The 23,090-nt window shown below is 67.5% G+C and carries 10 protein-coding genes and 1 pseudogene; 7 read left to right on the top strand and 4 right to left on the bottom strand.

Going from position 1 to position 23,090, the window contains the following annotated elements; genetic code table 11:
• Positions 1-17: 17 nt before the first annotated feature.
• From pepN to U6958_RS20065, 4 genes and pseudogenes are all read right to left on the bottom strand, one after another.
• Positions 18-2,744: an aminopeptidase N gene (pepN, locus tag U6958_RS20080; RefSeq protein WP_016450620.1), complete on the bottom strand. Its 2,727-nt coding sequence runs from the start codon at positions 2,742-2,744 to the stop codon at positions 18-20.
• A 78-nt stretch (positions 2,745-2,822) separates the two neighbouring features.
• A protein-coding gene (prfB, locus tag U6958_RS20075) for a peptide chain release factor 2 (RefSeq protein ID WP_126312227.1) occupies positions 2,823-3,927 on the bottom strand; the annotation gives its coding sequence in 2 pieces (ribosomal slippage) (positions 2,823-3,845 and positions 3,847-3,927; 1,104 coding nt in all).
• A gap of 292 nt (positions 3,928-4,219) precedes the next feature.
• Positions 4,220-6,026, bottom strand: a pseudogene (locus U6958_RS20070) (methyl-accepting chemotaxis protein).
• A 269-nt stretch (positions 6,027-6,295) separates the two neighbouring features.
• Positions 6,296-8,884, bottom strand: coding sequence for a GGDEF and EAL domain-containing protein (locus tag U6958_RS20065; RefSeq protein WP_074923610.1), 2,589 nt, complete (start codon positions 8,882-8,884; stop codon positions 6,296-6,298).
• A 227-nt stretch (positions 8,885-9,111) separates the two neighbouring features.
• Between U6958_RS20065 and U6958_RS20060 the strand changes: the two genes are divergently transcribed.
• The 7 genes from U6958_RS20060 to U6958_RS20030 all read left to right on the top strand — a co-directional run bounded on the left by U6958_RS20060 (position 9,112) and on the right by U6958_RS20030 (position 22,696).
• Positions 9,112-9,636, top strand: a complete 525-nt coding sequence (locus tag U6958_RS20060; RefSeq protein WP_074923609.1) for a sigma-70 family RNA polymerase sigma factor — start codon at positions 9,112-9,114, stop codon at positions 9,634-9,636.
• A complete protein-coding gene (locus U6958_RS20055; protein ID WP_074923608.1) occupies positions 9,615-10,619 on the top strand; it encodes a FecR domain-containing protein in 1,005 nt (334 codons plus the stop codon). The genes U6958_RS20060 and U6958_RS20055 overlap by 22 nt, the downstream gene beginning before the upstream one ends.
• A gap of 89 nt (positions 10,620-10,708) precedes the next feature.
• Complete coding sequence (locus U6958_RS20050) at positions 10,709-13,171, top strand: TonB-dependent receptor (RefSeq protein ID WP_074923607.1); 2,463 nt, start codon at positions 10,709-10,711, stop codon at positions 13,169-13,171.
• Positions 13,172-13,297: 126 nt separating this feature from the next.
• Positions 13,298-13,780, top strand: coding sequence for a sigma-70 family RNA polymerase sigma factor (locus tag U6958_RS20045; protein ID WP_016450750.1), 483 nt, complete (start codon positions 13,298-13,300; stop codon positions 13,778-13,780).
• Positions 13,781-13,785: 5 nt separating this feature from the next.
• Positions 13,786-14,769 (top strand): FecR domain-containing protein, encoded by a 984-nt coding sequence (locus U6958_RS20040; protein ID WP_074923606.1) that lies wholly within the window; start codon positions 13,786-13,788, stop codon positions 14,767-14,769.
• 141 nt (positions 14,770-14,910) lie between these two features.
• Complete coding sequence (fhuE, locus tag U6958_RS20035; protein WP_074923605.1) at positions 14,911-17,445, top strand: ferric-rhodotorulic acid/ferric-coprogen receptor FhuE; 2,535 nt, start codon at positions 14,911-14,913, stop codon at positions 17,443-17,445.
• A 232-nt stretch (positions 17,446-17,677) separates the two neighbouring features.
• Complete coding sequence (locus tag U6958_RS20030; protein ID WP_350337280.1) at positions 17,678-22,696, top strand: DUF6765 family protein; 5,019 nt, start codon at positions 17,678-17,680, stop codon at positions 22,694-22,696.
• Positions 22,697-23,090: the final 394 nt, after the last annotated feature.

Here is a 23,090-nt window from a genome sequence, read left to right as displayed (position 1 = left end):
ACTCAGGGGGTGGCTCGTCAATCCGCGAGGGCGCGGGTGACGACTTCACGCACGTCGTTGCTGAGTTCGGCGCGAGCCGCCACGCGGGCGATGGCTTCACGTGCAGCGGTGCGGTAGGGCTCGGCCAGCTTGCTCCAGCGGTCCAGGGCACGCGCCAGGCGGGCGGCGACCTGGGGGTTGATGGCGTCCAGCTCGATGACGCGCTCGCTCCAGAACACGTAGCCCGCCGCGTCGGCGCGGTGGAAGGCGCCGGGATTGGCGCTGCAGTAGCTGAAGATCAGGCTGCGCGCGCGGTTGGGGTTCTTGATCTGGAAGTCGGGGTGCTTCATCAGCTGCTTGACGGCCGGCAGCACGTTGCCGCCACGGTCGCAGGCGCCGCCCTGCAGCGCGAACCACTTGTCCAGGACCAGTGCATCGTGCTGGAACAGCTTGTGGAAACGTGCCAGGGCCTGGGCGGCCAGCGGGTGGCCGCTTTGCACCAGTGCCGTCAGGGCGCTCATGCGGTCGGTCATGTTGCCTGCGTCCTTGAAGCGCTGCAGCGCCTTGCCGGGCCAGACCGTGTCGCCCGAGGCGCGCGCGGCCAGGCACAGCATGGACAGTGCCATGCCGGACAGGGCGCGGCGGCCGGAGCTGACGGGGTCGGGGCGGTAGGCGCCGGTGTCGCTGTGCTCCTGCCATGCCTGCTGCCAGTCGGCCTGCAGCTCGGTGGCCAGTTGCTGGCGCATGGCTTCGCGCACGGCGTGCACGCGCTGAGGATCGACCACGGCCAGCTGCTCGGCAATGTAGCTTTCGCCGGGCAGGGTCAGCATCAGTTCCTTGAAGGCCGCATCCAGCTGCGGATGGCGCAGCACGCCGCGCATGGCTTCGACAAAGGAGGCCGGCAGCAGGGCAGCGGCGATCTGGCCGCTGGCGTCTGCCGTGATGGAGGTGTCGCCAATGGCCTGCAGCGCGATGCGCAGGCCCAGGCGCTGGCCGGCTTCCCAGCGGTTGAAGGCATCGCTGTCATGGGCCAGCAGGGTCAGCAAGGCGGCATCGCTGTCGCTGTGCTGCAGCACCACGGGGGCGCTGAAGCCGCGCAGCAGCGAGGGCACGGGCTCCTGGTCCACGTCGGTGAAGACGAAGCTGTGGCTGGGTTCGGACAGCACCAACAGGCGGCTGTCGCCGGCTGCCTGCGCATCTTCGCCCTGCAGGCGCAGGGTCAGCGCGCGGCCGTCCTGGCCCAGCAGGCCCATCTGCACGGGGATGACGAAGGGCAGCTTCTCGGCCTGGCCGGGCGTGGGCGCGCAGCTTTGGCTCAGCGTCAGCGTGTAGGTGCGGGCGGCCGCGTCATAGCTGCCTTCGGCGCGCAGCTGTGGCGTGCCGGCCTGGCTGTACCAGCGCTTGAACTGGTCCAGGCGCCGGGCCAGTTCGCTGTCGGGGTTGGCGTCGGCCATGGCCTGGGCGAAGTCGTCGCAGGTCACTGCGTGGCCGTCATGGCGCTCGAAATACAGCTTCATGCCCTTGGCGAAGCCTTCGCGGCCCACCAGGTTGTGCTGCATGCGCACGACCTCGGCACCTTTTTCGTAGATGGTGACGGTGTAGAAGTTGTTGATCTCGATGTAGCTGTCGGGTCGCACCGGGTGGGCCATGGGGCCTGCATCCTCGGGGAACTGGGCGGTGCGCAGCACGCGCACGTCCTCGATGCGCTTGACGGCGCGCGCCGAGGGGCTGCCCGCCATGTCCATGCTGAATTCCTGGTCGCGGAAGACGGTCAGGCCTTCCTTGAGCGACAGCTGGAACCAGTCGCGGCAGGTGACGCGGTTGCCGGTCCAGTTGTGGAAGTACTCGTGGCCGACGACGGACTCGATGTTGGCGTAGTCGGTGTCGGTGGCCGTGGACTGGCTGGCCAGGACGTACTTGGTATTGAAGACGTTCAGGCCCTTGTTCTCCATGGCGCCCATGTTGAAGTCGCTGGTGGCGACGATCATGAAGCGGTCCAGGTCCAGGGACAGGCCGAAGCGGGCCTCGTCCCAGGCCACGCTGGCCATGAGGGAGTTCATGGCGTGCTCGGTCTTCTCCAGGTCGCCGGGGCGCACGAAGACCTGCAGCAGGTGGTCGCGGCCTGCGCGGCTCTTGATCTTTTGCTCGCGCGCAACCAGGTTGCCGGCCACCAGGGCGAACAGGTAGCTGGGCTTGCGGTGCGGATCGGCCCACTTGGCGAAGTGGCGGCCGTCTTCCAGCGCGCCTTGCTCGACCAGGTTGCCGTTGGACAGCAGCACCGGGTACGCGGTCTTGTCGGCGCGCAGCGTCACGGTATACATGGCCATCACGTCGGGACGGTCCAGGAAATAGGTGATGCGGCGGAAACCCTCGGCCTCGCACTGGGTGAAGAACGTGCCCTGGCTCACATACAGGCCCATGAGCTTGGTGTTCTTGGCGGGCGCGCAGGTGGTGAAGATTTCCAGATCGACGGGGTCGCCGCCCTCGGGCAGGTTCTCCAGCACGAGCTGGTCGCCGTCCATCTTGAACGAGGTGCCGCCGCCGTTGACCAGCACGCGCGCAAGGTTCAGTTCATCGCCGTCCAGGCGCAGCGGCTGCGCCGGCACCTCGGTGTTGCGGCGCACGCGCATCTTGTTGAGCACGCGGGTCTTGGCCGGATCGAGATCGAAGGTCAGGTCCACGGTGTCGATCCACCAGGCAGGAGCCTGGTAGTCGGCGCGGTGGATGGCGGTGGCAGGGGCCTGCCCGTCACGCAGTTGCAGCATACAGATTCCTTCCTATGCCAATATCAGGGGACAGAGTCCAAGCCCCTGTGCGGCGGGTGCCGCCCAGGGGCTTGGAACTCAGAGGCCTTGCTTGAGCGAGGCTTCGATGAAAGCGTCGAGGTCGCCGTCCAGCACCTTCTGGGTGGCCGAGATTTCGACGTTGGTGCGCAAATCCTTGATGCGGCTGTTGTCCAGCACGTACGAGCGGATCTGGTGGCCCCAGCCCACATCGGTCTTGGTGTCCTCCAGCTTTTGCTGCTCCACCATGCGCTTTTGCATCTCGTGCTCGTAGAGCTTGGAGCGCAGGCGCTGCCATGCGACGTCGCGGTTGCTGTGCTGGCTGCGGCCATCCTGGCATTGCACGACGATGCCGGTCGGGATGTGCGTCAGGCGCACGGCCGAGTCGGTCTTGTTGATGTGCTGGCCGCCGGCGCCCGATGCGCGGTAGGTGTCGGTGCGCACGTCCGAGGGGTTGATCTCGATCTGGATCGAGTCGTCGATCTCGGGATAGACGAACAGCGAGGCAAAGCTGGTGTGGCGGCCGCCCGAGCTGTCGAAGGGCGACTTGCGCACCAGGCGGTGCACGCCGGTTTCGGTGCGCAGCAGGCCGTAGGCGTACTCGCCTTCGATGTGGATGGTCGCGCTCTTGATGCCGGCGATGTCGCCCGGCGTCTCTTCCTCGACCGTGGCCTTGAAGCCCTTGCGTTCGGCGTACTTCAGGTACTGGCGCAGCAGCATGCCGGCCCAGTCGCAGGCTTCGGTGCCGCCGGCGCCGGCCTGGATGTCCACGAAGCAGTTCAGCGGATCGGCTTCCTTGCCGAACATGCGGCGGAACTCCAGTTCCTCGATCAGGGGCTGCAGCTTGGCGGTCTCGCCCTCGATGGTGAGCAGGCCGGTCTCATCGCCTTCTTCCTTGCTCATCTCGAACAGCTCGGCGTTGTCGGCCAGCTCGGTGGTGAGCTTTTGCAGCGTCAGCACGACGCCGTCGAGCAGCTTCTTTTCCTTGCCCAGTTCCTGGGCCTTCTTGGGGTCGTTCCAGACGCTGGGATCTTCCAGCGAGGCATTTACCGTGCGCAGTCGTTCGTACTTTGCATCGTAGTCAAAGATACCTCCGTAGATCTGCCGTCCGCTGCGACAGATCTTCGAGGGTGTTGCCGATGAGGTTGATGCGTTCTGCTTCCATGATGTGTTCCGTCTTCTGATGAATGTGTTCTTGGCTGAATCGCCGATTTTCTCATGCTGGGGCACCGTGCCGGGCCAAGCGCCTGTCGCGCGGGGCTGCGGGAGGGCGGCAGACTGGCGAGGGCTTTCAAAACAAGGGCTTGCAGCGGTCGATCATGGCAGATTTGAAGGGCTTGGCCATGGCAGGGGCGTGATCCGCCTGCGAGGCGCCCGGAAAAAAGGCCCGGCCAGCAGGAGCTGGTCGGGCCTTGGCCGGTGTGTCCGCCCCCGGGCGGGGCGGGTGAAAACCTGGTTCAGAAGGTTTCCCAATCGTCGTCGGAGGCCGTGCTGGCCGCCTTGGCCTTGGCCCTGGCAGGTGCGGTCACGGCAGGCCGGGCCGGCTGCACCGGCCGCACCAGTTGCAGAAGGCAGGGCGGCCGAAGCGCGTGCCGGCACAGCGCCTTTGGGAGCGGCAGGCGCCAGATGCGGACGGGGCGCCGCCGGTGTTTGGCGGGGCGCTGCCACGGCGGCGGCGTGGCTGACACCGCGGCTGCTGCCCAGCATGCCGGTGGACGGCGAGAGCTTGAACACGCTCACCACCTCGGCCAGCGCCTTGGCCTGGGCCTGCAGGGCGCCGGTGGCCGCCGCCGATTCCTCGACCAGGGCCGCGTTCTGCTGGGTCATCTGGTCCATCTGCGTGACGGCCTGGTTGACCTGCTCGATACCGGCCGTCTGCTCATGGCTGGCGGCCGAGATCTCGCCCATGATGTCGGTCACGCGGCGCACGCTGGCCACGATCTCCTCCATGGTCTTGCCGGCCGAATCGACCTGGGCGCTGCCTTCCTCGACCTTGCCCACCGAGTCGTCGATGAGCTGCTTGATCTCCTTGGCGGCGGCGGCCGAGCGCTGGGCCAGGGTGCGCACTTCCGAGGCGACGACGGCAAAGCCCCGGCCCTGGTCGCCGGCGCGGGCCGCTTCCACGGCGGCATTCAGCGCCAGGATGTTGGTCTGGAAGGCGATGGAGTCGATGACGCCGATGATGTCCACGATCTTGCGCGAGGCATCGTTGATGGCGGACATGGTCTGCACCACCTGGGCCACGGCCGTTCCGCCGCGCACGGCGACCTGGGACGCGGCGGCGGCCAGCTGGTTGGCCTGCTGGGCGTTGGCGCCGTTTTGCTTGACGGTGGAGGTCAGCTCCTCCATGGAGGCGGCGGTCTGCTCCAGCGAGCTGGCCTGCTCCTCGGTGCGGGCCGACAGGTCCTGGTTGCCCGATGCGATCTGGCCGCTGGCCGTGGCGATGGAGTCCGTGCCCTGGCGCACCTGGCCCACGATGCGTTGCAGGCTTTCGTTCATGTGCTGCAGGGCCAGCAGCAGCTGGCCGGTCTCGTCCTTGCCATGCACCTCGATGCGGCTGCCCAGGTCGCCTGCGGCCACGGCCTGCGCCAGGCTCACGGCCTGCTGCAGGGGGCGCGCCACGCTGCGGGCGATCAGCAGGGCCATGGCCAGGCCGAAGACCACGGCGCCCACCAGCAGGGCGATCACCCACCAGCGCGCAGCCGTGAAGATGTCGTCACCGGCCTGGTTGGCATCTTCGATGCCTTGGGCGTTGAGCTTGATCAGTTCATCGAGCTTGCTGTTGATGGCGCGGCTGGTCTTGACCGAATCGCCGCGCAGCAGCTCGGACGCCTCGTCGGTGCGCAGGGCGTGGGACAGGTCCACGATCTTTGCCGTGTGCTGCGCGTACTGGCCCAGATCGTCCTTGATGCCGGCCATCAGCTCGCGCTCGCGTGCCGTATTGGCATAGCGCTCGAAGGCCTGCTGGTTCTTCAGCAGCTCGGACCACAGCGCGGGCATGTTCTTGTCGTAGACGGCCATCTCTTCCATGGAGGTGGCCAGCACATGCTGCATGGTCTGCGAGCGGTAGCGCTGCAGCTGGTAGCGCATCTCCAGGAGCACGCGCTCGGCAGGCATCCAATGGTGGGCCAGGTCGGTGGCGGTCTGGTTGACGCGGTCCAGCTGGACCACGGAGAACAGGCCCAGGCCTGCGGTCAGCAGCAGCAGGGCGATGAAGGAGGCCAGCAGCTTGGGGGCCAGCTTCAGATTGCGGAAAAACATCATGGTGGGGGAGTGCCGTATGGCGAAGAGCGAAAGCGGATGAGCGGCTGGGGCTGGGAGTCGGCGGAAACGGTGGCGATCTGTGGCGATCAGCGGGGCCGACACTCAGCCGCCGCCATGCCGCAGATATCGGTCACTTGCCGGCGAGGCTTAGGGAAAAATAGGTCCAGTCCGAATATTTATTGCGGATTGTTACTTTTGCCGGCCAAGGTCTCCGCGCGCATGGCCTGGTCCGCTCACATGCCCGTTCACATGCCCGTTCACACGTCCGCTCACACGTCCGTCGCCAGGCCGGCCGGCGCGCTCGATGCCTGCAGCCACCGCTCCAGATCAGCGGCCGGCAGCGGGCGAGAAAACAGATAGCCCTGTGCCACCGGATAGCCCTGTTCGCGCAGGATGGTGTTCTGCGCTGCCGTCTCCACGCCCTCGGCCACCACGGTCAGGTGCAGGCTGCGGCCTATGCCCAGGATGGCGTTGCTCAGCGCCTGGGCGGCCTCGTCGTGCTCCAGGTCGGCGACGAAGCTGCGGTCCAGCTTGAGCTCGCTGACCGGCAGGCGCCGCAGGTAGCTGAGGCTGGAGTAGCCCGTGCCGAAGTCGTCCATGGACAGGCGCACGCCCTGGGAATGCACGGCCTGCAGCGTGCGCATGGTGCCCGGGTTGGTGTCCAGCAGCAGGCTTTCGGTGATCTCCAGCGTGAGGTCCTGCGGCTTGAGCGCGTTGTGCTCCAGCGTGTCGGCAATCATGCGCGGCAGGTCCAGGTTGTGAAAGCTGGTGGGCGAGAGGTTGACCGACATGGCCGGCACGTCGATGCCCCGGCTGCGCCACTCGCCCAGCTGGCGGCAGGCCTCGCGCAGTGCCCAGGTGCCCAGCTCGCCGATCAGGCCGCATTCCTCGGCCAGCGGAATGAAGCGTGCGGGCGAGATCTCGCCGAATTCCGCATGGCTCCAGCGCGCCAGGGCCTCCACGCCGTAGAGGCGCCCGTCCTTCAGGTCGAGCTGGGGCTGGTAGTGCAGTCGCAGGCCGCCGCTGCGCAGGGCATCGCGCAGCGCCGTCTCCAGCACCAGGCGCTCCTGGGCCAGGCGGTTCATCTCGGGGCTGAAGAAGCTGTAGAGCCCGCGCCCGCCCGACTTGGCCTGGTACATGGCCATGTCGGCGCGGTGCAGCAGGGTCTCCATGTCGCGCCCGTCGGCGGGAAACACGGCAATGCCGCAACTGGCCGTGCTGGCCAGGGACACGTCGTCGATCATGCAGGGCTCGCCAAGTGCCGACTGCAGCCGCTCTATCACCTCGGCCGCCTGCGCACCGCCGCAGTGTGGCAGCACGATGACGAACTCGTCGCCCGACAGCCGTCCGGCAATGTCGCCCGTGCGCAGCTCCGCCTGAATGCGCTGGGCCACGCTGCACAGCAGCCGGTCGCCGGCCGGGTGGCCCAGCGAATCGTTGACCTGCTTGAAACGGTCCAGGTCGATGAAGACCACGGCCAGCTCGTGGCCCTCGTGCGAAGCCACGGACAGCGCCTGCTCGGCCTGGGCCAGCAGCAGGCTGCGGTTGGGCAGGGTGGTCAGCCCGTCGTAGAAGGCCAGCTGCCGGATGCGGCGGCGTGCCTGCTCGCGCTCCAGCGCCAGCGCGCACAGGTCGGTGCAGGCCTCCACCAGCCGCTGGTGGAAGGGATCGGGGCCGGGCCGGTTGAAATGGCGGTAGTAGAAGGCAAAGGTGCCGGCCACGCCGCCCTGCAGCCCGCAGATGGGCGTGGACCAGCAGGCCGTATACCCCAGCGGCAGGATGAGGTGCTTGTAGTCGGCCCACAGCGGGTCGGTGGCGATGTCGCCCACCAGCACGGGCCGGTTGTGAAAGGCCGCCGCGCCGCAGGAGCCGACATTGGGGCCGATGGGCACGCCGTCCAGCGCCGCCGAATAGGAGGCCGGCAGGCTGGGCGCGGCCAGCGGATGCAGGCGGTTCTGGTCATCGACTTCCAGCACCGAGACCGCGATATCGGGCGCAATGCGCTCGACCTCGCGGCACACCAGGTCCAGCACCTCGGTCAGCGGCTGGTCGCGGGCCATGGCCTCCAGGGCGCGCCGCTGCAGCACCTCATGCATCTTGGCTTCGGTAATGTCGGTGATCACCGTCACCGTGGTCTGCAGCCGCCCGTCCGGCCCCATCACGGGATTGGCCTGGGCGCTGACCCAGTAGCGCTCGCCGTCCTTGCCCACCAGGATCTCCTCACGGTACACGGGCTTGCCCGCGTCCAGCTCGGCACGGTAGGCGGCCGTGAACTCGGGCGAGGCATGGGGCACCAGCAGGGCGATGGGCGCACGGCCCACCACTTCCTCGCTGGTCCAGCCGAACATGCGGCTGAAGCCCGCATTCACATAGCTGATGGTCCAGTTGCCATCGGCGATCACCACGGCCGCGTCGGTGGCGTCTGCCACCAGGGACAGGCGCCGCATGTGCTCCTGCCGCCGGCGGTCGGCCAGCATGCGGGCCGAGACATCGGTGGCAATGCACAGCACATGGCTGAGGGCGCCGGCCGCATCGAGCACGGGCGCATAGGTGGCCTCCAGCCAGCACGTGCTTCCGTCGCGGCGCCGGTGCTCTCCCACGCGCGAAACCGTCTCGCCCGCGCCCCAGCGCTGGCGCCACTGACCGTAGGCGGCCGGGTCGGCCTGGGCCTGCGTGCACAGATCGCTGTGAAGCAGACCTTCAGCGCCCGTGGCCGGATAGCCGAGGATGGCCTCGTAATTGGCATTGGCGCGCATCAGCCGGCCTTCGGGCGTGAATTCCGCCAGCGCCATGGCCTTGTCCAGCGTGCTCCACAGCGCCTGTTGTCCTGCCGTGCCTGCTACCCGCGTTTCGAACATGGTTCGCTCTCCTGATGGATGCTGAGCTGATGATTGATTGTTTCTAAATGATACCGATCCGGCGCAGCAGCTGGATGTCAGCCACTCTGGTCGCACTTGCTCCCACTGTTCGCCTTTGGATGGTCCGCCTGATGGCACTCTTAGGCAAGTGATTCCGCTGGTTACAATGATTTGAGAATGATTCTTGTTTGATGGTGACTCCCGCCTTCAAGCCATCGGGTCCTACCATGCCATCCGCCCCAGCCTCCAACGTCGCCTCCAGCCCTTTGCACCGCGAAATCTCTGCCCTCTATGCCGGCCACCATGGCTGGCTGCAGGGCTGGCTGCGCCGCAGGTTGGGCAACGGGGCGGATGCGGCGGACCTGGCGCAGGACACCTTCGTGCGCATCCTGGGCGTGCGCGACCTGGCTGGTGTGCAGGAGCCGCGTGCCTACCTGACCACGGTGGCCAAGGGCGTGCTCGTCAACTGGTACAAGCGCCAGGCGCTGGAACGGGCCTACCTCGAAGCCCTGGCCGCCTTGCCCGAGCCCGTGGCGCCTTCGCCCGAGCAGCGCGCCCTGGTGCTGGAGACCCTGCACGAGATAGACGCCATGCTGGACGCGCTGCCGCCCATCGTGCGGCGCACGTTTTTGCTGTCCCAGCTGGACGGCATGAAGTACGAGGACATCGCGCAGCAGCTGGAGGTCTCGCTCACCAGCGTCAAGCGCTACATGGCCCAGGCGTTTCGCCAATGCCTGGTGGCAATGGCGTGATGGAGACGCCCCTGCAAGCGCGCGTGCTCGACGAGGCCGCCGAATGGCTGATGCGCCTGCACGACAGCGGCGCCACCGACGCCGACCGCGCCGCCTGCGAGCGCTGGCGCCAGGCCGACCCACAGCATGCCCTGGCCTGGGAGCGCGCCGAGCGGCTGCTGGGCAAGTTGGGCGGCCTGCCTGCAGCGCTGGCCATGCCGGCGCTGGACCGGCCCCGAAGCCACCGCGCCCAGCGCCGCGCCGCCGTGGCCCGGCTGGCCGCGCTGCTGGCCGTGGCGCCGGCAGGCTGGCTGGTATGGAGTGCGGCGGACCAGCGCGGCTGGGGCGCCGACCTGCGCACCGCCACCGGCGAGCGCCGCACCGAGCATCTGGCCGATGGCAGCCGCCTCCTGCTGGACACGGCCAGCGCGGTGGACATCCGGTTTGATGGCGCACTGCGCCTGCTCACCCTGCGCCAGGGCGCGATTTCCATAGAAACGGCGGCCGATACCGCCACGCCGCACCGTCCCTTTGTCGTGGACACCGCCCATGGCCGGCTGCGCGCCCTGGGCACCCGCTTCACCGTGCGGCAAGAGGGCGAGAGGGCGGACGGCGGCCCCGTGCGCCTGGCCGTGACCGAGGGCGCCGTGGAGGTCACGCTGCGCGGCGCCGCCAGCCCGGCGCTGGTCGTTCAAGCCGGTCAGCAAACGGTATTGCGAGCGGGGGAGGTGACCGCGCCCCAGCCCCTGCAGCCCGAGGCCACGGCCTGGACCCACGGCATGCTGATGGCCGACGCCATGCCGCTGGCCGCGTTCTGCGCCGAACTGTCGCGCTACCGGCCCGGCCTGCTGCAGTGCGCGCCCGAGGTGCGCGCGCTGCGCGTGTCCGGCTCCTTCCCGCTGGGCGATACGGACCGGACGCTGACCATGCTGGCCTCCACCTATCCCGTCGACGTGCAGACGCGCATGCGCGGCTACTGGATCACCGTGGTCGCCAGGAACTAAAAAAATCGAGGCAGGGTGACACTTTTTCGGATCTCGGCTGGCAACGGGGAAAGAGCTTCTTTCTTCACCGCCTCCAAGGACCGATTTCCATGCCTGCCGTACCCATGCCGCATCCCGTTTTCCATCCCCTGGCGCATGCCGCCCGACTGGCCCTGCTGGGCATGGCATTGGCCGCAGGCGCCGGGCAGGCGGCCGAACCGGCCCCCGCAGCCCAGACCTACCAGATCGCGCCCGGGCCGCTGGGCCGCACGCTGGCTGGCGTGGCCACGGCGGCGGGCATTTCGCTGTCCTTCGATCCTGCGCTGACCGAAGGGCTGACCAGCCCGGCCCTGTCCGGCCACTACGCGCCGCAGCAGGCGCTGCAGCGCCTGCTGGCCGGCAGCGGGCTGGACATGGTGGCGCGCAGCGATGGCAGCTACACGCTGCGCAGGCAGGCCGCACCGGCCGGCGCTGGTGCCGGTTCCACCACGGTCCTGAACGAAGTGCAGGTGACGGCCCGCGCCGAGCGCAGCGCCACCAGCGAAGGCACGGGCAGCTACGTGGCCCGCGCGGTCACGGTGGGCAAGGGCGAGCAGGCGATCAAGTACATCCCCCAGTCCATCAGCGTGATCACGCGCCAGCGCATGGACGACCAGAACCTCCACACCGTGGACGACGTGCTGGCCAGCACCACGGGCATCACCATGTACGACAGCCCCATGGGCGGGCGCTATGTCTACTCGCGCGGCTTCCGCGTGGATACCTACCAGTTCGATGGTGTGAACCGCGCCTTCTACTACCCGCAGGCCGACAACTTCACCAGCAACGCCGCCACGCTGGACCGCGTGGAAGTGGTGCGCGGTGCCACGGGGCTGCTGCAGGGGGCGGGCTCTCCCAGCGCGGCCATCAACATGGTGCGCAAGCGCCCCCTGGCAGAGCGCCAGTTGGAGGTCTCGGCCGGTGTGGGCTCTTGGAACAACCTGCGTAGCGAGATCGATGCCACGGGCCCGCTCAACGAGGCCGGCACGCTGCGCGGGCGCGTGGTCGCCAGCCTCAATAGCCGCGACTATTTCTACGACGTGGCCAGCAGCCGCACCGGCGTGCTCTACGGCGTGCTGGAGTACGACCTCAGCTCCCAGACCCGGCTGACGGTGGGCGCCACCCACGAGCGGCTGCGCTCCACGCCGTTCTTCCAGGGCCTGCCGCGCTATGCCGACGGGGCGGACCTGCGGCTGCCGCGCTCCACCTTCCTGGGCGCGGACTGGAACCGCTGGGACAGCGAGCAGACATCGCTGTTTGCCGAGCTGCAGCACCGCTTCAACGCGGACTGGACCGTCAAGGCCACGGCAGGCTACACCCGGGAAAAGCACGACATGAAGTACGCCTTTGCCCTGGGGGCCATCAATCCCGCCACGCTGGCGGGCAACGAGATGTATGCCGGCCTGTTCGATGTCACCACCGACAACAAGACCCTGGACGTGGCGGTGGACGGCAAATTCGACGCCTTCGGCCGCCGGCATTCGCTGAGCTTTGGCGCCAACACGGGCCGCATGGTCAACGACAGCGACTATTCGCTGATCCGCATGGGCCTGCCCAACAACGTGTTCGACCCGAGCGCCGCCATCCGCGAGCCGTCCCGCGCGGAATTCCTGGCCAACCGCTATCGCGGCGATGAAAGCCGCACCCGCATGACCCAGTCCGGCGCCTATGGCGTGGCGCGGCTGGGCCTCACCGATGCACTGACCCTGATCGGCGGCGCCCGCATCACCCGCTTCACGGGCAGCAGCAACTACCGCAACACGGGCGAGGCCTACAACGACCCGTACAAGGAAAGCGGCGTCCTCACGCCCTATGGCGGCCTGGTCTATGCGCTCAATGACCAGTGGTCGGCCTATGCCAGCTACTCCGACATCTTCCAGGCCCAGAACGCCGTGACGGCGGCCGGCGACCTGCTGGCTCCCATCAAGGGGCGCAATCTGGAAGTGGGCATGAAGGGCGAATTGCTGGACGGCAGGGTGAACGCGGCCGTGGCCCTGTTCCGCATCGACCAGAAGAACCGCGCCGAAGAGGACCTGGTCAACCCCTGCTCGGCCAGCACCTACTGCTATGTCTCCGCGGGCAAGGTCCGCAGCCAGGGGCTGGATGCCGAGATCAGCGGCGAGGTGGCGCGCGGCTGGCAGCTGTTTGCCGGCTACACCTTCAGCCATTTCAAGTACCTGGACAACACCTCCAATGCCGGCGTGGAGTTCGCCAGCACCTACACGCCCAAGCACATGCTGCGGGTCTGGAGCGACTACCGCCTGCCGGGCGAATGGAGCGCCTGGAACGTGGGCGGCGGCGTCAACTTCCAGACCGCCAGCTCGCGCGCGGTGGGCGCCATCACCGATGTGCAGCCAGCCTATGCCGTGTGGTCTGCCCGCCTGGGCTACCGGATCGACCGCAACTGGTCCGTGGCACTGAGCGTGGCCAACCTGTTCGACAAGACCTACTACCAGACCATAGGCGCGCCGGCCTGGGGCAATGTCTACGGCGCACCGCGCAGCGCGACGCTCACCCTGCGCGGCAAGTTCTGAAACGCGGCCAGGAGGAACGGACTGCAGCAGCAGGCGGTAGAGCAGGGTCGCAAGAGGGTCGCAGTTGCCTATAATTGAGAATTATTCTCAATCTCGGGTCGTCGCGTGTCCAGCTCATCGCCTTCCTTGTCCGCCCATGTCGAATCCCTGTACCTGGCCCACCACGGCTGGCTGCAGGGCTGGCTGCGCAAGAAGGTGGGCAATGCCTTCGACGCGGCCGATCTGGCGCAGAGCACCTTCCTCAAGGTGCTGGGCGCCAAGGGGCTGGACCAGCTCCAGGAGCCGCGCGCCTACCTGACCACCATTGCCCGCAACCTGCTGATCAACCAGGTGCGGCGCCGCGCCATCGAGCAGGCCTATCTCGATGCCCTGGCCGCCATGCCCGAGCCCGTGGCGCCGCCGCCCGAGGTCCGGCTCATGGTGCTGGAGACCCTGGTGGAGATAGACCGGCGCCTGGGCCGCCTGCCCGCGCTGGCCAAGCAGGCCTTCCTGCTGGCCCAGCTCGAAGGGCTCGGCCATGGCGAGATCGCGGCCGAGCTGGGCATCTCCATCTCCACGGTCAAGCGGCATCTGGCCAAGGCGGCCATGCGCTGCTTCTTCCCGGAGTAGGCGGCATGCAGGCGTTCCCTTCCGCTTCTTCCCCCATTTCTGCCGAAGTGGCCCGCCAGGCCGTGCAATGGTGGCTGCAACTGAACTCCGGCCAGGCCCAGGCCCGGCAGCACGATGGCCTGCAGCGCTGGCGTGCGGCCAGCCCCGAGCATGAGGCCGCCTGGCAGCGCATCGAATCCATGGGCAGCCAGATGGCCGGCATCCCCATGCCGCTGGCGCGGGCCGCATTGGCCGCACCCGGCTCGGCCGGCAGGCGCCGTGCGGTGCAGGCGCTGGCCGTGCTGCTGGTCTCGGGCGCAGGCTCCGCGGCCGTCGTGCGCTCGCAGGCCTGGCGCGGCTGGACGGCCGACCAGGTCGCGGCCGTGGGAGAGCAGCGCCGGCTGCCGCTGCCCGATGGCGGCAGCGTGGTGCTCAACACCGGCAGCGCCCTCAATCTGCGCTACGGCGCGGCCGAGCGCGTGCTGGAGCTGGTGCGTGGCGAAATCCTCGTGCAGACCGCGCCGGACAGCCTGCACCGGCCCTTCATCGTGCAGACCGCCATGGGCGCCGTCCAGGCCCTGGGCACGCGCTTCACGGTGCGCGAGCGCGAGCCCGGCATCGAAGTGGGCGTGCTGCAAGGCGCCGTGCAACTGCGGCCCGCGCATGCCCTGCATGCCGCGCAGCGCATCAATGCGGGAGAGCAGGGCACGTTCACGGCCCAGCAGGCCGTGCACTCCGGCGCGCTGGACACGGCGGCCAGCGCCTGGGCCGAAGGCATGCTGGTGGCCTCGCGCATGCGGCTGGAGGATTTCCTGGCCGAGCTGGGCCGCTACCGGCGCGGGCGCCTGGGCTGCGACCCGGCCGTGGCCGGCCTGCACGTCTCCGGCGCCTATCCGCTGGCCGACACCGACCGCGTGCTGGCCGCGCTGACTTCCTCGCTGCCCGTGGAAATCCACTCCTTCTCGCGCTACTGGGTGATGGTGCGGCCTGCCGGGGCGGGCAAGGCATGAGCGGCACGGGCTGCATGAAGGCCTTCGCACTTTCCTGAAAAAAATGTGAGCTGATTTGCCGGCGATGGCTGTCAACAGAGACAGGAGCGCACCGCAGCGTGCGCCAACGCTTCTCTACAACCATTGCAACAAGGCCTTTCCATGCGCCCTCAGACCATGCGCCAGAACTCCATGCGGCAGACTGCCGCCTCCACCGTCCGCCCATCCCCGGCGGCCCCGGCATTACGTCCGGTGGCGCTGGCGCTGCAGGTGCTGTGCGCGGGCACGCTGGCGGGGCTGGCCGCCGCAGGCGCCCTGGCTCCGGCACAGGCCTGGGCGCAGCCGGCTGCCGGTGCTTCGCAGCAACGCCAGTACGACATTGCTGCCGGCCCGCTCGAAAGCGTGCTCAACCAGCTCGGGCGCGAGGCCGGCGTGCTGGTCACCTTCGGCTCGGCCGTCACCGAAGGGCTGCGCAGCGGCGGCGTGAACGGGCGCTTCACCGTGGAGCAGGCGCTGGACCGCGCCTTGCTGGGCACGCCGCTGGCGGCCGTGCGCTCGGCCGGTGGGGGCTACACCCTGCGCGAGATGCCCGTGGTGCCTGCCACCTCCGGCGCGGCGGGTGCTGCGGGTGCGGCAGGCGCGCCGTCCTCCCAGACACTCCGGACCGTGCTGGTCACGGCCTCTGCCCAGGCCAGCCCCACCACCGAAGGCTCGGGCTCCTACACCACGCCGGCCACGGCGGCGGCCACGGGCCTGAGCCTGTCGCTGCGCGACACGCCGCAGTCCGTCAGCGTGCTCACGCGCCAGCAGATCGAGGACCAGGGCCTGCTATCGCTCAACGACGCCATGCGCAGCGTCACCGGCATCCATGTCGTCAGCTCGGACAGCGACCGCTCGGACTTCTACTCGCGCGGCTTCTACGTGGACAACCTGCAGTACGACGGCGTGCCCACCTCCATCGGCCTGTCGTTCTACGGCGAATCGGGCAACGACACCACCATCTATGACCGCGTCGAAGTGGTGCGCGGCGCCACGGGCCTGCTCACGGGCGCGGGCAATCCGTCGGCCTCCATCAACATGGTGCGCAAGCACGCCAACAGCAAGGTGTTCACGGGCTCGGCCTCGGCCAGCGTGGGCTCGTGGAACCACCATCGCGGCACGGTGGACCTGTCCATGCCGCTGACGCAGGACGGCCGCATCCGCGCACGCGTCGCCGGCATGGCCGAAGAGCGCGACTCCCATGTGGATCTCTACCACGCGCGCAAGCAGGTCTTCTACGGCGTGATCGATGCCGACCTCACGCCCGACACCACGCTCAGCGTGGGCGCCGACTACCAGGCCAACCGGCCCACCGGCTCGACCTGGGGCGGTCTGCCGCTGGTCTTCATGAACGGCATGCCGGCCGACTGGAGCACCTCCAAGACCACGGCCGCGAACTGGACGCGCTGGAACAGCACCAACAAAAGCATCTTCGCCAATCTGCAGCACCGCTTCGGCAACGACTGGAAGCTCAAGGCCAACTTCGTGCACCGCGACAGCGCCTACGACGCCAAGCTGCTGTACCTCATGCGCCAGCCCGACATCACCACCGGCCTGGGCATGGCGGCCCTGCCCAACTACTCCGAATACAGCTTCCAGCAAAACAGCGCCGACCTGCAGGTGACGGGCGGCTGGGAACTGGGCGGGCGCCGCCATGAGGCCGTGGTCGGCCTGACCAGCAGCCGTGCCCGCGAACACAAGGCCGGCCATGCGCGCACCAGCCCCCTGCAGGACGTGGGCAACTACTACCAATGGGACGGCTCCTATGCCGAGCCCACCTGGGGGCCGCTGACCACCAGCAGCCTGGACCACACGCGCCAGGACGCGCTGTACGGCGCGCTGCGCCTGTCGCTGGCCGATCCGGTCAAGCTCATCGTGGGCGGGCGCCAGAGCAGCTGGAAGGTGCGCAGCCTCAGCGAGGTGCGCGACCACAACGTCTTCATCCCCTACGCAGGCCTGGTGCTGGACCTGAGCGAAGGCTTCTCGGCCTATGCCAGCTACACCGACATCTTCCAGCCCCAGAACTACCGCGACCGTGGCGGCAGCTACCTGGACCCCGTGGCGGGCAAGAGCTTCGAGATCGGCATCAAGGGCGAGCACCTCAACGGCAGGCTCAACAGCTCCCTGTCCGTCTTCCGCATCCAGCAGGACAACGTGGCCCAGCTGGACGAAGGCCAGGTCGTGCCCGGCACCACCGACTTCGCCTACTACGGCGCCAAGGGCGTGACCAGCAAGGGCTTCGAGGCTCAGGTCTCGGGCGAGCTGGCCACGGGCTGGAACCTGTCGGCCGGCATTGCCCACACCGTCGCGCGTGACGCCCAGGGCCTGTCCATCAACGCCTGGGCGCCCAAGACCCAGGCCCAGCTGTTCACTTCCTACCGCCTGCCCGGTGGATGGAATCAGCTCACCGTGGGCGGCGGCCTGCAATGGCAAAGCCGCACCCGCGCCAGCGTCTTCGTGGCGGGCAATGACCTGGTCTTCGAGCAGAAATCCTTCGCCACCGCCAGCCTCATGGCGCGCTACGCCTTCAGCCCCAGGCTCTCGCTGCAGCTGAACCTGAACAACCTCTTCAACAAGAAGTACTACGTCAACATCGACGGCCAGGGCCAGTTCGGCACGCCGCGCCAGGCCATGGCGGTGCTGAACTACAAGTTCTGAGTGGTTGCGTTGGGGCGGGGCGCATTCCGTTGCGCCACAGCCCCACGCCGGCCCCTTTTCCGCCCCATTCCTCCCTTTGGGCCGCAGAAACAGACTATTCCTAGAGACAAGCACGCCGCAGCTGCCTAGATTGACCGACAACCCGGACACAGGCTTGCCTCCACCAGCTCCCCGCCAGACGCATGGCCGCCTCCTGCCCGAGATTCCTAAAAATCCCGAGGGAGAAACTCACATGCACCCATGGCACACCCTGCTGCGCAGCGCCTTGCTATGCCTCGCCGCACTGCTGGCCCAGGCCACGCCCACCCTGGCGACTGCCGCCCCCAACCTGGGCGGCGGCACCAGCAAATGCGACCCCACCGTGCAAAGCTGCGCCCCCGGCACGGGCGGCGGCATCGACCTCGGCGGTGGCGGTGGCGGCTCGGGCGGCGGCACCTGCACCCCCACGCCCGGCGGCAGCCCCTGCGGCGGCGCCGGCCCCGCCACCCAGGGCAACTCCAGCAGCACCAACCAGGGCGCAGGCAACCCCATCCACCTCATCAACGGCAACAAATACCAGCGCGAAGTGGACATGCCCGCCTTGCCAGGCGTGCTCGGCCTGGAAGTCGTGCGCCACTACAACAGCAGCTACAGCCGGGCCTACGTGCCGCCAGGCCTGCTCGGCCGCGGCTGGCTGCTCAGCTACGAGGCCCGCCTGTACGACCACCCCACCAACCTGCAGATCGTGCAGGCCGACGGCACCCGCATCATCTTCAGCAAGCTGCGCGAGCACCCCAGCCTGTGCGCCAGCGAGCAGCCGGGCAACGGCATCGTGCGCATCGAAGGCACGGATACAAAGGGCACCAAGGAAACCAAGCCCGGCCAGGAACGGCACTACACCTGGCAATGGATGGACGGGCGCGAGCTGCGCTTCAACCACCGGGGGCGCCTGACCCGCATCAGCCTGCCCTCGGGCGAACAGGTCCGCCTGGACTACAACGCCAAGGGCAACCGCCTGCTCAAGGTCACCGACCCGCAGGGCCGCAGCCTGCGCCTGCACTACGCCCAATCTTCGGGCGAGGGCAGCTTCACCGGCGTGCAGGCCATCGACACCCCGCTGGGCCGCATCGACTACCGCCACGGCAGCGCACCGTTGCCCGGCAGCACCCAGCCCCAGGCCAAGCTGAACGCCAGCCTCGTGCAAGTCAGCCTCCCATCGGCCGATGGCCAAGCCCCGGTCCAGCGCCACTACCACTATGAGAACCCGCGCCACCCCACCTTGCTCACCGGCATCAGCGTCCATGGCCAGGGCAGCGACGGCAAGCCCATGGACGAGCGCATCGCCAGCTACGCCTACGGCGACACCGGCCGCGCTATCTTGAGCGTGCGCGGCCCGCCGGACAGCCAGCAGGAAAAAGTCACCCTGGACCTCAGCCAGCCCTGGAAGAACACCCTCACCAACAGCCTTGGGCAAACAACCACCTACCACTACGACACCATCGGCGGGCAATGGCGATTGCTTGAAGTGCGCGGCCCGGGCTGCGCCAGCTGCGGCCCCGGCGACATGCGCTACCGGTACGACGCGCAAGGGCGCCTGACCGACGCCACGCGGCTCGATCCCGCAGGCCGCCCGCTGGAAGGCACGCGCACCGAGCTGGACCCCTTCGGCCGCCCGCTGGCCGTGTACCGCATCGCCTACACACAAGGCCAAGCCCAGGCCCCGCAGCTGCAGGTGCGCTACGGCTACGGCAAGGACCCCTGGAAGCAATACGCGCCCGAACTCATCGCCCGGCCCAGCGTCGTGCCCGGGCACGAACACCAGATCCGCATCCGCTACAACAGCAGCCGCCAGCCGCTGCAGATCACCGAGACGGGCTTCAGCCCATTGGATGCCCAGGGCCAGCCCGCAGGCAATGCGGACGGCGCCACGCCCATCGAGCGCAGCACGCGCTACCGCTACACCGAGATCAACGGCCGCAGCGTGCTGGTGGACATCGACGGGCCGCTGCCCACCTCGCTGGCAGGCTATGACGATGGAAGCCCGGCGCAGAACGACCTCACGCGGCTGCGCTGGGATCGCAGCAGCAGCCACGTCACGCGCGTGCTGCAGCCCGATGGCACCACCGTGGCGCTGGAGCATGACCAGGCCGGGCGCATCACGACCCGCACCGAAGACGACGGCGTGCGGCGCCTTCAGCGCCAGATGCGCTACAGCGCCTTGTCCGCCAACGCCCTGCAGGCCGAAGAAATCACCACCAGCGGCTGGCTGCTGGACGCCGACGGCCAGCCCCGCGCCAGCAGCCAGCTGAGCCTGAATCCATACCGCATCCGCCACGACGCCCTGGGCCGCCCCAGCCAGGCCATCGACACGGCAGGCCGCAGCACCACCTGGGCCTACCAGGGCAGCACCCAGGCCAGGCTCGATGGCCTGGGCAACCGGGGCCAGATTGAACGCGACAGCGAAGGCCGCATCAAGCGGCTGGGCCTGTACCGCGAAGGCCAGGACCTCCCCGAACGTGCGGCCTACTACGGCTGGAATGCGCAAGGGCGCCTGAGCCACCGCCTGCTGCCCGATGGGCGCCTGGACAGCTACACCTACGGCGACGCGGGCGAGCTGCTCCAGCACACCGATGGCGACGACACCCGCACGCGCTGGCTGGACAACGGCAGTCTCCATGCCAGCCTGTCGCAAACGCCCGATGGGGCGGTACGGCTGGCATTGCAAGGCCCGGCCAGCGCGGCGATGGAGCAGATCACCAGCAAATCCCGGAGCACCCAACCCGCCGAACGCCGCCAGGCCCTGCACGACGACTTCGGCCGCACCGTCTGGCTCCAGCTTGCCGATCATGGCCGCCAAAGCGCACGCTACAACGAAGCCGATCAATTGCGGGTGCACACCCGCGCCGACGGCAGCAGCACCCACTACCAGTACGCTCCCAGCGGGCGTCTGCTGTCCAAGACCTACGAGCCGGCGCCCGGTGCAGATCGTCGCTCTTCCTCGCAAACCCGGCTGCACTACCAGGGCCGGCTGCTGCAGACCATCGACAGCAACTGGCAGCGCGAGTCCATCGAATACGACGCCCTGGGCCGCCCCTTGGCACGCACCATTGCGCTGGCCACGCCCGACGGCCAGGCCGAACATACCTACCGCACCGCCACGCGCTATGGCCCGGACGGCCGGGTCCACAGCCGCACCCTGGCCGATGGTCGCGTGCTCGTCACCCGGCGCGGCCCCGCCAGCGACGGCGCCAGCGTGCAAGGGCTGCAACTGCAAAGCGCCTGGGTGGCCGGCCTGCTGCAGGCCAGCGACCACTGGCTGGGCGCCGGCGCCACAGGCTTGCTCGAACGCCTGCTGCCCGCGCAGACGGTGGTCGGCGACATCCAAACAGACGCCTTCAACGGCCTGCAGCACTACACGGCAGGCAATGGCCTGGCCACCTCGCGCCAATACGACATTGCCGGGCGCCTCACGCAGCAGACCACCGGGCAAGGCACATCACAAGGCAGCGCACCCATCCTCAGCCAGCGCTACCGCTACGGCGTGGGCCCGCGCATCCGCGCCATCGAGCAGGAGTGGCCACCAGCGGGCCTGCACAAGACCGACTACCGCTACCAGGGCTTCGGCAGGCTGGTGCAGGACAACGCACCGTCAGCACCAGCGCCCGTGCAGCGCGACAGCCAGGGCCGCACCGTCCAGGACGCGTTGCACCGCTACACCTACACCGAGGCAGGACAGCTCCAGGGCATCAGCGACCACCAGGACCGGCCCATCGCCAGCTACCGCTACAACAGCCTGGGCCAGCGCGTGGGCAAGACCGTGCACCAGGGCGACAGGCAAACGCACAGCCACTACCTGTGGCAGGACAACCGGCTCGTCGCGGAAATGGATGGCGAAGGCCGCATCACCAGCCAGTACCTGTACCTGAGCGAGGGGACTCGCACCCTGCCCATCGCCAAGCTGGAATCCGCGCACAACCGGGACAACGCCAGCGGCAAGGCGCGCATGCTGCACATCCACAACGACCACCGGGGCAGTCCGCAGGCCATGACGGACGCAGGCCAGCGCGTGGTCTGGCGTGCCCGCCAGACGCCCTGGGGAGCGCCGGCCATGCATCAGGCCGGCCACACAAGCCTGCCCCGGCAGCAGGCCGTGCTCAACCTGCGCCTGCCGGGCCAGTACTTCGACGAGGAAAGCGGACTGCACGACAACTGGCACCGCAGCTACGACCCGGCCAGCGGCCGCTACCTGCAGCCGGACCCGCTGGGCTACCCGGACGGGCCCGATGCCTACCTGTATGCCGGCGGCGACCCGCTCAACCGCATCGATCCCACCGGGCTGTACCAGGAGGACATGCACTACTACATGGTCTTCTTCCTGGCCCTGGCCGCCGGCCTGGACTACGAACCTGCGCGCATCACGGCGCTGGCTTCGCAGTACGTGGATGACAACCCCATCACCAAGCCGCTGGACGATGCCAACACCCTCACCACGGTGGGCTCGATCTTCAAGAACCACCGGCAACTGCTGTGGTACCACTTCACGCTGTCCGACGACAAGGGCACCACGCTGCCCCAGTACGCCAACGACAACGTCAACAGCGTGGTGGGCAACCTGAGCCCGCAACTGAACAACCTGCTCAACGCCAGCCGGCTGGGCAACCCGGCCCAGCCCTGTGCCGAATACCAGTTCCTGGGCGAATTCCTGCACTCCTACCTGGACACCTTCAGCCACCGGGACAAGGACAACCGGCCGTTCGATGCCATCAGCGCGAAGCTGGGCATAGGGCATGGGTTTGCGGGGTCCGAGCCGGATTACACCTATGACGAGGACATGCCAATACTGGGGAATATGCCTGATCCAGATATGCCTTATTGGGACAAGCGGGAGTATCGATCGCTGCAAGGAGAGAAGGCGGTTTATGAGTTTCTGACGCGGTATGGGAGCAAGCCGTCGGTCAGTTTTAAAGAGATAGAAAAAGTGCTGGAGAGATTCAATGCCACGCGGGAGAGTGGGAGCAATTCTCCAGATAAATTTGATTTGCTACAAAACCATCTAAATAAATGGATTAATGAGGGAAAATTGAATTTAACGAAAGACAATAAAAGTCAGATCAAAATAACAAAAATAGATTTGAAAGATAAAAATTCAGAGGAATATGACTTTGAGAAAGCAGAAAACAATAGAGAGGTCTTTCTTGGTGGTCTAGTGGGTAGGGAGAAAGACTATCCAGGTGTGTGTTTGCCAAGGAGTTTGTTATGCAAACCCGTATAGTGTGCATTTTAATAATATTTGTGCTGCTAGCTTTTTGGCGGACTGGACATGCAGAAAAACAGCAATGGGAAAAATGGACCGAGAGCCAACACCCTCCTGTTGACGCAAAACTTCCACCCATATGGTGCAAGGCTGTGAAATATAGAGGTCAGAGAGTTCCAATATCAGAGTCAATCAAAGGCTCTGGTAAGCACTGCGTTGTTCATGATTTCGTTCAGCGAAAATCTCGTGACATCATATCTGGTAGACAAAGAGGGTCTCCAATAAATGATGCTGGAACCGGAAATATATTAACGTTCTTCGAAAGCAGTAATGTGGATCTCGACTTGCAAAATCATCTCGTATCGGGATCTCCTTTTGAAGATGCTCGTGGCATTGGAACTAAGGGGATTCA

Origin of the sequence: Delftia lacustris (genome assembly GCF_040267515.1) — a bacterium.
Lineage (GTDB): Bacteria > Pseudomonadota > Gammaproteobacteria > Burkholderiales > Burkholderiaceae_C > Comamonas > Comamonas tsuruhatensis.
The sequence above is the reverse complement of the archived record's forward strand: the minus strand, read 5'-3'. Positions and strand labels throughout refer to the sequence as shown.

What these genes read in the sequence shown, in the direction of transcription:
- pepN (WP_016450620.1), bottom strand. Translation starts at nt 2,744, where the DNA reads ATGCTGCAACTGCGTGACGGGCAGGCCCCTGCCACCGCCATCCACCGC.
- U6958_RS20065 (WP_074923610.1), bottom strand. Translation starts at nt 8,884, where the DNA reads ATGTTCGAAACGCGGGTAGCAGGCACGGCAGGACAACAGGCGCTGTGG.
- U6958_RS20060 (WP_074923609.1), top strand. Translation starts at nt 9,112, where the DNA reads ATGCCATCCGCCCCAGCCTCCAACGTCGCCTCCAGCCCTTTGCACCGC.
- U6958_RS20055 (WP_074923608.1), top strand. Translation starts at nt 9,615, where the DNA reads ATGCCTGGTGGCAATGGCGTGATGGAGACGCCCCTGCAAGCGCGCGTG.
- U6958_RS20050 (WP_074923607.1), top strand. Translation starts at nt 10,709, where the DNA reads ATGCCTGCCGTACCCATGCCGCATCCCGTTTTCCATCCCCTGGCGCAT.
- U6958_RS20040 (WP_074923606.1), top strand. Translation starts at nt 13,786, where the DNA reads ATGCAGGCGTTCCCTTCCGCTTCTTCCCCCATTTCTGCCGAAGTGGCC.
- fhuE (WP_074923605.1), top strand. Translation starts at nt 14,911, where the DNA reads ATGCGCCCTCAGACCATGCGCCAGAACTCCATGCGGCAGACTGCCGCC.
- U6958_RS20030 (WP_350337280.1), top strand. Translation starts at nt 17,678, where the DNA reads ATGCACCCATGGCACACCCTGCTGCGCAGCGCCTTGCTATGCCTCGCC.